This window comes from Paenibacillus sp. FSL R5-0713 (genome assembly GCF_037973325.1).
In the GTDB taxonomy this organism is placed as follows: Bacteria; Bacillota; Bacilli; order Paenibacillales; family Paenibacillaceae; genus Paenibacillus.
This window is the reverse complement of the sequence record NZ_CP150229.1, coordinates 4,038,333-4,050,616: the sequence shown is the minus strand read 5'-3', so window position 1 is coordinate 4,050,616 and position 12,284 is coordinate 4,038,333. Positions and strand designations below refer to the sequence as shown.

Genomic DNA, 12,284 nt, shown 5'->3' with positions numbered 1-12,284 from the left:
CCCGAATGAGTTTAACATACCAACTAAAACGAATGAAGTCTGCTTACATATAAGTAGAGTGGTGTGGCTTACTCAACATTTGAATCCTACTGACCGATATAAAGTAAGTACGCCCATATATAAGATAGAGAAAGGAGTGAAGATCATGGATATTGCAGCATTATCAATGGCAATGAGCCAAGCTTCAGTCGTACAGTCGGCAAGCTTGCAAGTGATGTCAATTACAAAAGACATGGCACAGCAGCAAGGCCAGCAGATGACGGAGATGTTGAAGTCTGTGCCTGCTCCTCATCCCAATCTGGGTGGAAGTCTCGATCTTTCGGTTTAATTGATATTACAGCATGTGTTTTAATGTAACACCCATTGCAGCAAGCAAAACCCGACCCGCTCCAATTCGAAAGAATGGAAGCGGGTCGGGTTGTTTTTTCCATAGATATGTTTAGGCGTTTACTTCCAGACTTACTTCTGCTCAGCGTAGCTTCGCCAGGCTTGGCAATCTGCCTTCAAAGGGCAGTGCATCCTTCAAGGTCCATAACTCATCGTAACTGGAAATCTGAAGATCGGCTTTGGATAAGTCTTGGTTGCCTGATCCCGGATTGTGATAACCGATGCAGCGCATGCCTGCACTTTTGGCCGCCTGAACACCATTGCGAGAGTCCTCAATCACCAGACAATTGGACGGGGATGCGCCAATCATTTCAGCTGTGGTTAGGAAAATATCCGGTGCCGGCTTGCCGTTCTCGACTTCCTCTCCGGTCATTCGTACCTCAAAGTACCGCCCAAGTCCGGTCTTGTTCATGATCAAATCAATCAGTGCACGTGGAGAGGAAGAAGCAACGGCTATGGGAATGTGTTGCTCGTGCAGCCAGCTTAACCAACGTTCCACGGAAGGCATTGCCGTCAAGTTGGAATGAGCCAGCATGGTTTGCATCACATTATGCTGATGATAAGCCAATACTTCATCTAACGTAGCTGTCAGTTGATGTTTGTCCAATACTTGCTGCCACATGGACTCCAGCGTAACTCCAACATAAGTATGGTGTTCTTCTTCGGTCATGACTGCGCCAAAATGGGCAAAAGAGCTGCGCTCAATCTCGAAATATATCGGTTCGCTGTCAATCAATACACCATCCATATCAAAAATGACTGCTTGAATGATGTTATCATCGGCCGCACCCAGTCCGCCAGATTCTTGATTCGCTACCATGTTGTATTCCTCCTCCAGGATTGTGTAAACATATATCTTTAATCTACTCTATTTTATCATGGTTAGCTTTGCGTTTTAGAAACGGGAACCGCTGGATTGCAGTACAACTTTGATTGCATGTGAAGAGGCTTGAAGTGTGCGCCCCTGGATATCGCAGCCAAGTGTGCGGAATGCTTCTTCGTAATCCTCCAAAGGGAAGGAGTGGGTAATGATTTTTTTAGCCGGAATGATCTCTTGTTCGATCATGTAATGTGCTGTTGCGAATGTGCCCAGAGAATCGATGGAACCGATAATTTTCAGACTACGGTCCACGACTTCTTTTGGATTAAAGGACGTATTTCCATCTCTTAGACCTACCAGCATCAGATAACCGCCACTGGCGAGCTGGGAGAGTACTTGTGTACCTACGACACCTGTAGTATCCACAATCATATCAACCTGATGGGTTGCAGGTGACAGCGATTCTATTGCATTTTCGAAGGATGAATGAACCTGCCAGCGATCTGGTGCAATGGAACCGGCAATCGCCAAGCGTTCCTCCGAGATGTCGACCAGACAGCCAGTAACACCTTTGGAAGCGAGCGCGTAGCTGTACAGAATGCCAATCGGGCCTGCGCCGAGGATGATCGTTCTGAAATTCGGCAGTAGATGGATCTGATTAATCCCCGTTAGCATACAACTGAGCGGTTCCGTCAACGTCGCTTCCTCATAGCTCACATGATCCTTTAATTTGTACAAAAAGCGATCTTCGGTCACATAATAATCCGTAAATGTCCCGTCAGCACTTACACCTGTCTCTGTAACAGACTTATGTGTACAATGATTTTGTCTGCCTGTTCTGCACATGTCACATTGTCCGCAATAGTAGGTAGGATCAATCACAACACGGTCGCCCGGTTGTAATGTCGTTACCGCAGAGCCAACATCGATGACTTCCCCGGCAGACTCATGACCGAGAATGACGGAAGGGACCGCATGATATTTGCCGCTGACAATACCGAGATCGGTACCGCACACGCCTGTCGCTCGAATACGAACCAACACCTGATTATCTCTTGTAATTTCCGGGACGGGCCGTTCCTCAAGTGCAACATCCCAGGCTGATTTATACACCAATGCAAGCATGATATAACCTCCTTGTAATTATATAAAATATAAATATAGCGTTTGATCTTAAAGCAGTTTCTGACAAGATACGAAAGTAGTGAAGGGGACGAAATCGATTCTGGAGAAGCGAAGCGTTCGCCTTTATCACCGGATTTTTCCCTTGGGAAAGGAAAATCAAGAAAATCCGTGGATAACAGCGATCATAAGAACGATACGTAACCGAAACGACCACTTCGAACAGTTGCATTGAAATGTTTTAATGAACGCTGGCAAGTACCGAATCTAGCCGCTCCACAATCTCTACCAGTTCGTCCTCGGTTGTGGTAAGAGAAGGCCGGACCTTAACCACGTTACCGAAGCCATATCTTGAACTTCTTAAGATCAGATGCTCATCTGTAAAAGCACGGTCAACAATGGCATTTGTTTTTAACGTATCCGGTTCATTACCGTCACCTACGATCTCCAACCCCCACATTAACCCGACACCACGAGCTTCCCCGATACTTGGGTATTTCATAGCCAATTCATGCAGTAATTCACCCAGAATTTCACCTTTGCGTTTCACGGCATCGAGAAATCCGGGTTCAGATACCACCTCCAGGGTGGATTTGGCAGCGGTTACGGAAATCAGATTGCTTCCAGAGGTGAAGGAGTGTTCGTGCTTTTCGAGCACATTTAATCGGGATTGCATTAATACAGCAGCAACAGGTACGCCAATTCCGCCAAGACCTTTGGCAAGGGTAATCATATCAGGCTGGATATCAAACAGTTCGCTGGCAAACATAGTTCCGGTCCGACCGATGCCGGTCTGTACTTCGTCCGCAATGAGAAGCATGTTGTACTCATCACACAGTTTACGCAGTCGTTTGAAATATCCGGCAGGAGGAATGATATTGCCACCATTCCCAAGAATGGGTTCAATGATCATGCAGGCGACTGAGCCGGAACTTGCATATTCTATTGCATCAGAGATAGCTTCAACGCATTGATAGCCGCAGTCTCCGTTTGAGGATTTGAATGGGCAGCGATAACAGTATGGGGCAGGTACATGAACAGCGTTAGCCGCTGCTGAATTGGGGAACCGTTTCCGTCTAAAGGCATTTCCCGAGATTCCGGTGGCAAATTGGGTCTGTCCATGATGGGATAGATACAGGCTGATGATGTCTGTCGATTCGGTATACTTCTGTGCAATTTTTGTTGCACATTCGTTTGCAGTTGAACCGGTAATATCCCGCATCCATCCGGCATTAATGTCGTTTGGAGCATATTCGATTAAGTGATCAAGTACTTCATTTACGTATGGTTCAGTGAAGGAGGAAGACATATGCGTCAGATTGCCGACTTGTTCCTGAATTTTGCTGACTACATGGGGGTGATTATAGCCCAGTGACAGATTGAACGTACCTGATACGCCATCGAGGTATTCAACACCTGAATCGTCAATCAACTTAATCCCTTTTCCGGCTACGAAGCGGTTGTTGGTCAAAGTTTGCATACGATTTCCTCCAATATTATGGTGTACTAGCTCGAACGAAGCTCAACAATTCCGGATGATGCGGGCATCACCTCCCTTAAGAAATGAAGAAGTTTACATTTCCTTACTATGTTGTGCGAGAGCGGCACTTACGGCATTATTCTTAACAGTCCATAGATGAGAGACCATCAATGTGAGAAGAAGGATCAGACAGAATCCGGCCAAAATCCAGATTGTATTCACAACAGGCCAGGCACTCATACTCCATCCAGTCACATACTGCAAGACTGCACCTCCAATACCACCCGATGCGATCAGGATACTGGTTGTGCGTTCGGTCATGCCGGGAATCAGAACATTAGCATAGACGAGTGCGATACAGAACAGCCCTGACATGAACAAACCGGTACCGAAGATCAGCACGTACGTTGCCCACTGTCCAGTTACAAATACCATAGCCACTGCGAACATAAGCGTGCCGATCGTACTCCAGATCAGGAAAGGCATATAGTTGACCGCTTCCGCTATTTTTCCCGAGAAAAGACGGCCGATGATCATCGCAATCCACAGGATGGAGACACTCAGTGATGCGACAGATTCCTGAAGCTGCAATCGTTCTACGAGAATGGAGGGCAGGAAGTTCATCAGTCCCAGTTCCAGTCCCATGTAGATGAAAAAGAAGATGACGAAGATCGTCAGCAGACCTAGATGTTTTTTTGAATATCTGGCTTTACCTGCGGCATGCGCCACTGTATTCTCACCAGCTTGTTCCAGATATAGTGCGGCTGGCCGGGGCATAGTGATCCACAGCAACATGAGAACCAGTGACAACACGGCCACCGCATAAAAAGTGAGATGCCACATGTCTATCCAGATAAATAAAGCAGCGACAGCGGGGATGAGAAGTGCTCCAAGAGCAAAAAAGACATCCAGCTTGGACATGGCGACTGCCTTCTGATTCTCAGTGAATTCGATCGTGAATGCACCTACAGAGGGTTCGATGATACCTGAACCGAAACCTACGATCATTGTGAGAAAGAGAACTACAGCCCAGGATGGCAAAAAACCGAGTAATGTATAGGCGGCTACAATACAGATCAAGGCAAGGGTAAGCATCGCTTTTCTTCCAATCCGGGCTGTCAGGGCAGGAGCTACAAGTACACCGACAAGAAATCCAAGAAACTGCAGAAATAACAAAAATCCGCCATCACTGTAACCGCGCTCATAATATGACAATAAAACAGGGAGAAGTGCACCGAGCACAACGCTGGTTATGCCGATTAACAGATAAAAACCGCAGCTTAGAGCGAATATTCTTTTCAAAAGCCCGCCTCCTAATTGGATTAAAATTTTATATTATGTAATTAATGTTTATTTCATATATAACTTATACCATAATTGCCCAAATGTACATGCTTTTTATTGTAAAATAATGTTAAGTTTTGAATATTCGTGTTACATTTTTTTCTAAAACGATTTCGTGTCGAAAGGATAGATACGATCCAATCAATATGAACTTTTAACAGTGTTGGCATTTGAATTGAACGAGGATTGTAAACTGGGCATATATCAAAAAACGTTCCCTGTCTGAGTAGACGAGAAACGTTTTGATTAGCCGTTCTATATGATGGTATTTGACTTAAAAAATCGCCATTAAGCAGTCTGTACAAAGAAAATTGCATCGAATGGTGCGTGAGCAGACGCGAGACCCTTTCGCAAAAATAAATAACCGTTAGCATCCGAAAGACCCAATATATCCCGATAAGGATCAGGAAAATCTCCGGAATATATTTGGCACACCAGTTGATACTCCTCTACCAGATGCTCAATTCCCTTCACACCGTTTGGTAAAGTCGGAGAGAAAAACGAACATGCAGGGAACTCCTGATCGTCCAACTCCATTTCAATCAAACGTCCGCCACTTAACGGAATAGGTGGAATGGGACATACGGAAGTTAGCGGATGCGAAGATACCGAGACATAAGTATATCCTGCGAGAATATTTTCGTTCCATTCCAGCTCATCTCCCGCATAGGTTACCTGGTCCAGAAAGTATTCGGAGGCGGAGTAGGTGGAGAAGACCGAGATATATTTATCTTGTGGTAAATAAGGGATATCGACATGCTGTGAAAGTGTATTGCAATGGATGGAGAACAGATGCATTAAAGGCTGCCCCTCAGGGTTGACCGGCCAGTCTGCAACGTATGCGATTTCTCCACCAATCCATATGCCAGAGTCTAGGTTTGGATCATCGGGATCAATGGTAAGTCGAGTAACTTTGTTCATGGATACTCCTTCCAGAGTGTATTTTGACTTTTCTATGAACCGTTGTATGTGTTTTCATACAACCATTCATTGCTTCGTATCAGTATAAATGAGATGATGGGGAATGAGAATCAGTACAAGGTACTAACTCTTGCATGAAGAAAGAACGCACCATTTAATTCAATGAACCATCAGATATATTACAGATGAGAAGCGGTGACACATGTTAATTAACAAATACATAAGTGAAACGGGATTCTGCTCCCGCAGGGAAACGAACCGATTAATTGCAGCCGGACGCATAACGATCAATGGCAGGGTATGTGAAAAAGGGGCGAATGTTGAACCTGACGATGTGGTACTCATTGATGGCAAGCAGATTCCTCGTAATGACAGCGAACCTGTCTACATTGCTCTGAATAAACCGATCGGTATTGTCTGCACAGCAGCAGAACATGTGGAGGGCAACATCATTCAATATATGAATTATCCTTCTCGCATATTTGCAATAGGCAGGCTGGATAAGGCATCTGAGGGGTTGATTTTGCTTACGAATGATGGAGGCATTGTGAACAAGATGATGCGTTCGGAGCATAATCATGATAAGGAATATGTAGTGACTGTAGACAAACCTATTACAGATGAATTTGTAAAGTCCATGTCTGAAGGTGTTGAAATTCTGGACGTGGTGACCAAACCTTGCGAAGTGAATAGGCAAAGTGAACATGTGTTTCGTATTATTCTGACACAGGGGCTCAATCTGCAGATCCGCAGAATGTGCAAAGCTTTGGGGTACCGCGTATTGAAGCTGGAGCGCATCCGAATTATGAATATTACGCTGGATCAACTGGAGCGGGGGCAATGGCGTCATCTGGAGCAAGAGGAACTGGAGATTCTGCTGTCTCAATTGAATGAGATCACATGAATGAATTCTGCTGCATGTCAACGGTGGGCAACCAAGCGTTCCAGTTATATCCGTAAAACTGAAGCAAACACTAACCCATCCGTGGATTAGTGTTTTTGTTGTTAAGATTGTGTGCCTTGCGCTCTGAAATGTAAGAGCCGAATAGGGTTAAGAACGCACCAATTACAATCACCCAGGTGATCTGTTCCCGAAGAATGAGTGCAGATGACACGACAGTAATGACAGGCACCAGATAGATATATACACTTGTTTTCATAGCTCCGAGAAGATTCACAGCCCGGTTCCAGGTCACGAAACACAACGCGGAGGCACCCAGACCGAGGTAAAGTAAATTAGAAAGATTGGTCATACTTGTGAAGCGCCCGAGTTCCCAATGGAATTCAAACAGGAAAAGAGCTGGCAGCATGAAGATCAGGCCATAGAAAAATACTTTGCGAGTCGCACCAATCGTGTGAAAGCGAAGCTGGCCAATTTTACGCATGAATACAGAATAAATCGCCCATACCGCAGGTGCTATGAAAGCAAGCAGATCACCTGCCGGATTCAGTTGCAGTACGAAACTGCCATTCAGTGCGATGAGTAGGATGCCGCTCAAGGCAATCCCAAATCCGATAAGAAAGCGGCGTGTTAACTTCTCACCATCCAGGAAGAAATGTGCGAGTACGGCAGTGAAGAACGGGGCAATGGAGACAATAACTCCCACGTTGGAAGCGGTTGTGTACAGCAGCGCAATATTTTCAATGAGAAAATATAGAGTCACTCCACATATTCCTGCTCCGATAAATAAGCATTCCTCTCTGAATGAGGCGGTCCGCAGTGAACGCGGATAGATCAGTATTAGTACCACATACCCGATCAAAAAGCGAAAAAATAAAATTTCCACTGGAGTGAAGTCAATCAGCAGAACCTTCGTCGAGACAAAGGTAGTGCCCCAGATCAATATGGTAAACAAAGCGAGTAAATGCCCAGTAGAGACCGTGGTGTTCTGACGACTCGTCATACAATGTGCTGGGTAGTTCGTTTCGGCTCGGTATCATGATTGAAGATACGTCGGTATTGCTTAGGCGTCAGGCCAATCAGTTTTTTGAAAAAATTCGTGAAGTGGCTCTGATCGCTAAATCCTGTTTGTGCAGCAACTTCAATCGGAAGCTGGCCCTGTTCCAAGAACCGTTTAGCATGATTAATACGAATGGTTTCCAGATAGCGGTAAGGGGATATCCCTTTCTGACGAGTGAACAAACGCAGCAGGTGATATTTGCTCATCTCCGTCAAGTCGGCTAACTCGTTTAATGAGATGCTCTCCATGTAATGAGTTTCGATGTACTCACATATGCGTCTGATCTCCATAGTAACATCCTGAATGGAAACAGGCGGTTCAGCATCTGAATATTCTCGCATCAATTGATCCAGCAGAAAGAGTAACAATTCTTCTTTGCAGAAATCCGATTGCTCCTCCAAAATCATCTGATGCAGCTCGTGCAGGGAACCCACAAGTTCACTTTGGTAGAGAACGGGGGTTGTAAACCGTGGCAAGTAAGCTTGTCCGGTAATCTCTCTCGCATACTCTCGCATCACCTCAGGCTGGACGTTGATACAGCGATAATCGAGTGTTCTGCCATCGACCTGTTCGCAGGCATGAGGATCATGTGGATTAAAGACAATCATGTCTCCGCTATTCAAAATGTATTCTTCACTGTTGCAGACGAGGTGACGCTTGCCTTGCTCAATAAAACCAATGACGTAATAGTCATGAAAGTGATTGGGAAACTTCTGCATAATGCCTTCAAACTGATAGGCTTCTAGCTGTAAGTCGGTATCAAATACCACAGTCCGGACTTCCCGAGTCATGATGCACCTTCTTTCTGTATGTTAAGGTCATTATAGGTTGCAAAGAAGGAATTTTCTTGAACGATATTGCTATGTGCTCCAAGTGTTTGATTGTACAGTTATCTCCAAAAACAAAATACCCGCAATCCCGGAGGGAAAGCGAGCCCTTTGCATATTATAGTGGATACATGAGATCAAACCTATAGATATGAGGAAAAACAGGGAAAGAAAAAGGGTTCTTTTCTTACTGTAAAGTCGCCAGCACTTCAGGTGTAAAACCTTGAATCTCTGATATGCGGCCTTCGCGTACTTTGGCGGCCCATGCTGGGTCACCCAGCAACGCACGTCCAACAGCCACCAGATCAAATTCTTGTTGATCGAATCGCTTCATAAGTTCGCCCATACCTGGATGCTCAACTTTAGTTCCTCCTGTGTCAGACTCATCCGGCATCCCTACAGAACCGACCGTTATCGTGGTTTGGCCACTTAGCTTCCGCACCCACCCTGCAAATCCAAGATCAGATCCTTCAAACTCGGGTTCCCAGAAGCGTCGTGTGGAGCAGTGGAAGATATCTACACCTGCGTCAATCAGCAAACCAAGGAATTGTTCCAGTTGTTCCGGTGTGTCGAACAGTCTGGCTTGATAATCATTCATTTTCCATTGGGAAATCCGCATTGCAATAGGAAAATCAGGACCTACCGCAGCACGAACTGCCATTACAAGTTCAATCGCAAATTGAGTTCGTTTCCGAAGGTCACCACCGTAGCGGTCGGTCCTTCTATTCGTCGTTTTCCAGAAAAACTGATCGATCAGAAAACCGTGTGCACCGTGAAGCTCAATTCCGTCAAAACCGATGCGTTGGGCATTAACTGCTGCATCAGCATAAGCTTGAATCACCATTGCAATCTCTGCCTCCGTCATGGGCGCACCTACTTGATTACCCTCCATATCCATTCCCGATGGACTAAGTGATGCAGCTTCCGGGTGTGGGTCAGATCCTGAAGGACGAACGATTCCCATGTGTAAAATCTGAGGGAAGATTTTGCCGCCAGCATCATGAACTTGTTTGACCACTTCAGACCAGCCTTGAAGAGCTGCTGCTCCGTACATATGAGGGATTCTAGGCTCACTTGATGCAGACGGATGATCAATGGTCGCACCTTCGGTAATAATGAGTCCAACACCATGCTCGGCACGGCGACGATAATATGCGGCTACATCGGGGCCGGGGACACCATTCGGGGAGAAGGCTCGAGCCATGGGAGACATGACGATGCGCGAGGACAGGGTTAGCTTGGCAACGGTGTATGGTTGAAACAAACGCTCTGTAGAAATAATGTTATATTGTGGATTACTCAACATATGCACCTCCATAATGTTGTACCTCTCAGTGGGTACGAGTGCAATGTTAGCAATCCCTACAAGCTTACTCAACCAACAGTTTGATTGTTTTGTTGCTTAAGCGAAAGACACGGATTATTGTATGGCGTCTTTGCACTTGCTTTCACTTGTTGAACCAATAGCACTTATCTATAATAAAGGAGTCTCGCCAAATATGTTATGCACAAAGGAGGATTGGGACTTGTCTGGTGTATTGTCTCCAAACTCGAACGATCCACGTGTAGTTCGCACTCGGCAATTAATTCTTGATGCGTTTCTGCACCAGTTGAATCTTAAAAATTTCAACAGCATTACGATTCAGAATATTACGGAACAAGCCACAATTAACAGAGCCACTTTTTACGCTCATTTTCAGGATAAATATGCATTGCTTGAAGCCTTGTTATCGGATGCTTTTATGGAATATGTAACGAAAAGGGTGGACCCGGATGCCCGGTTATCAGCGGAAACCATAGAGCAACTTATCTTTTCATTATGTGATTATCACGTCTCAAGCAATGACTGCATCAAGAAATATGAGACGGTTGCACCGATAATTGAAGAAAACATTAAGACACAGCTAGAGCAATTCTTGCTTGAATTAATGAGCAGAGTGGCGAAGGATGTAGATCCCAAAACGCTGAATATAACTGCAACGATGCTAAGCTGGTCGATCTACGGAATGACGTATCGATGGAATATGGATGGAAGAGAGGAATCTCCTACTGACTTGGCCCAGCGAGTTGTCCCTTATATGATGGGCGGATTGGAATTGTTGAATTAACTTCATGAATTAACTTCATTTAACGAAACCGCTTTACTATTCGAATGGACGAAGGAGAAATGAAAAGATGATTGAACATTTGGTTGTTTTCAAATTTAACGATAAAACCACGCTAGCCAAACAGCAGGAATGGGTGGAGCAATTGCTCGCGTTACAGGAACAAATCCCGGGAATTGCCGCGCTGACCGCAGGAACTAATGCAACGGAAGAAACGGACCGTATTCAAGGTTATACGATTGGGTTGAGAGTGACGTTTGAAGATCAGGACGCACTGCGTGCCTATGGTCCACATCCTGCTCATCAGGCATTTGTAGCATCTCTCGATGGTTGGGTAGAAGATGTCATTGTAGTTGATTATGAGATATAAAGGCGCGAAATTAGAGGTTTAACGAATATAGGAGTTGAAGATTCCCATGTGTTTAATTTTATTTGCTTACAACATGCATCCAAAGTATCCACTTATACTGGGATCAAATAGAGATGAATTCTATCACAGACCTACGGCTCAGGCACACTATTGGGAAGACCATCCTCATATATTGGCTGGCCGGGATTTGTCCAAAATGGGAACCTGGATGGGCGTAACAACAACTGGGCGTCTGGCTGCTGTTACGAATTATCGTGATCCGAATGAAGAGGTACATGCCAAGGGCTCAAGAGGAGATCTGGTTGCTGACTTTTTAAAGGGAACGTCCACACCTGAGCAATATATACAACAAGCAGAGCACAGTCGCAATGATTATCCTGGCTACAACTTGTTAGTGGGTGATCCGGAGAACCTCTATTATTATTCGAATGTGGGTAATGTCGTGATGAAGTTGCAACCGGGAATATACGGGATTAGTAATCACTTGATCAATACAGATTGGCCCAAGGTGAAACGTGGGAAAGAAGGGCTGGAGAGAATCATTCAAGGGGAGAACCTGGACGAGGATACTCTCACTGAACAAATATTAAATCTGCTACAGAATGCAGATCCTTCAGTGGATGAACTTCTGCCTCATACCGGTGTTCCATTGGAGTGGGAACGTTTGCTTTCTCCCATCTTCGTCAGAAGTGAGAAATTTGACTATGGGACGAGAGCATCATCCGTTGTTCTGATGAACAGAGAAGAAGTGTTTTTTACAGAGAGGGTTCACCAGAACGGTGAGATAATGGAGCAACGTTTTGACATCAAGCTTCTCAACTGACAAGCTGAGAATATGAAACAAGTGATGTTGAGAAATACGCATTAACATGCAACACTGAAGTTAAATTCCACATTTATGTCTCTTTTTTTCGAGTGTCAAAGAGGGCTATCCAACCTTATGTGTC

Annotated in this window: 13 protein-coding genes; 5 read left to right on the top strand and 8 right to left on the bottom strand. The window is 45.0% G+C overall.

Translation table 11 applies throughout. The features are described from left to right. Nucleotides 1-145: 145 nt before the first annotated feature. Nucleotides 146-328 (top strand): YjfB family protein, encoded by a 183-nt coding sequence (locus MKZ12_RS17935; RefSeq protein WP_105599263.1) that lies wholly within the window; start codon nucleotides 146-148, stop codon nucleotides 326-328. Nucleotides 329-469: 141 nt separating this feature from the next. Here the strand turns inward: MKZ12_RS17935 and MKZ12_RS17930 are convergent, their stop codons facing one another. From MKZ12_RS17930 to MKZ12_RS17910, 5 genes are all read right to left on the bottom strand, one after another. Further along, complete coding sequence (locus MKZ12_RS17930) at nucleotides 470-1,207, bottom strand: HAD family hydrolase (protein WP_339255916.1); 738 nt, start codon at nucleotides 1,205-1,207, stop codon at nucleotides 470-472. Between the two features lie 75 nt (nucleotides 1,208-1,282). Then, the gene (locus MKZ12_RS17925) at nucleotides 1,283-2,332 is read right to left on the bottom strand and encodes an alcohol dehydrogenase catalytic domain-containing protein (protein WP_253438041.1); all 1,050 of its coding nucleotides are present in this window, start codon (nucleotides 2,330-2,332) and stop codon (nucleotides 1,283-1,285) included. A 238-nt stretch (nucleotides 2,333-2,570) separates the two neighbouring features. Beyond that, nucleotides 2,571-3,809, bottom strand: coding sequence for an aspartate aminotransferase family protein (locus MKZ12_RS17920; protein ID WP_339234737.1), 1,239 nt, complete (start codon nucleotides 3,807-3,809; stop codon nucleotides 2,571-2,573). A 93-nt stretch (nucleotides 3,810-3,902) separates the two neighbouring features. Beyond that, a complete protein-coding gene (locus tag MKZ12_RS17915; protein ID WP_339234734.1) occupies nucleotides 3,903-5,111 on the bottom strand; it encodes an MFS transporter in 1,209 nt (402 codons plus the stop codon). 330 nt (nucleotides 5,112-5,441) lie between these two features. Further along, entirely contained in the window at nucleotides 5,442-6,074 is a 633-nt protein-coding gene (locus tag MKZ12_RS17910) for a DUF1963 domain-containing protein (protein ID WP_339255914.1), read from the bottom strand. 202 nt (nucleotides 6,075-6,276) lie between these two features. Between MKZ12_RS17910 and MKZ12_RS17905 the strand changes: the two genes are divergently transcribed. Further along, a complete protein-coding gene (locus tag MKZ12_RS17905) occupies nucleotides 6,277-6,978 on the top strand; it encodes a pseudouridine synthase (RefSeq protein WP_339255912.1) in 702 nt (233 codons plus the stop codon). 70 nt (nucleotides 6,979-7,048) lie between these two features. Here MKZ12_RS17905 and MKZ12_RS17900 read toward each other — a convergent pair whose 3' ends face one another. The 3 genes from MKZ12_RS17900 to MKZ12_RS17890 all read right to left on the bottom strand — a co-directional run bounded on the left by MKZ12_RS17900 (nucleotide 7,049) and on the right by MKZ12_RS17890 (nucleotide 10,168). Then, nucleotides 7,049-7,978 (bottom strand): DMT family transporter, encoded by a 930-nt coding sequence (locus MKZ12_RS17900; protein WP_339255911.1) that lies wholly within the window; start codon nucleotides 7,976-7,978, stop codon nucleotides 7,049-7,051. Beyond that, nucleotides 7,975-8,826 (bottom strand): AraC family transcriptional regulator, encoded by an 852-nt coding sequence (locus MKZ12_RS17895; RefSeq protein ID WP_339255910.1) that lies wholly within the window; start codon nucleotides 8,824-8,826, stop codon nucleotides 7,975-7,977. Before MKZ12_RS17895 ends, MKZ12_RS17900 begins: the two co-directional genes overlap by 4 nt. 223 nt (nucleotides 8,827-9,049) lie before the next feature. Further along, the gene (locus tag MKZ12_RS17890) at nucleotides 9,050-10,168 is read right to left on the bottom strand and encodes an NADH:flavin oxidoreductase (protein WP_339255908.1); all 1,119 of its coding nucleotides are present in this window, start codon (nucleotides 10,166-10,168) and stop codon (nucleotides 9,050-9,052) included. A gap of 193 nt (nucleotides 10,169-10,361) precedes the next feature. On the opposite strand from MKZ12_RS17890, the gene MKZ12_RS17885 reads away from it, so the two are divergent. From MKZ12_RS17885 to MKZ12_RS17875, 3 genes are all read left to right on the top strand, one after another. Further along, complete coding sequence (locus tag MKZ12_RS17885) at nucleotides 10,362-10,970, top strand: TetR/AcrR family transcriptional regulator (RefSeq protein WP_339255906.1); 609 nt, start codon at nucleotides 10,362-10,364, stop codon at nucleotides 10,968-10,970. Between the two features lie 67 nt (nucleotides 10,971-11,037). Next, entirely contained in the window at nucleotides 11,038-11,337 is a 300-nt protein-coding gene (locus tag MKZ12_RS17880) for a Dabb family protein (RefSeq protein ID WP_339255904.1), read from the top strand. A 46-nt stretch (nucleotides 11,338-11,383) separates the two neighbouring features. Then, on the top strand, nucleotides 11,384-12,160 hold the full coding sequence (locus tag MKZ12_RS17875) for an NRDE family protein (RefSeq protein WP_339255902.1): 777 nt from the start codon (nucleotides 11,384-11,386) through the stop codon (nucleotides 12,158-12,160). Nucleotides 12,161-12,284 lie beyond the last annotated feature (124 nt).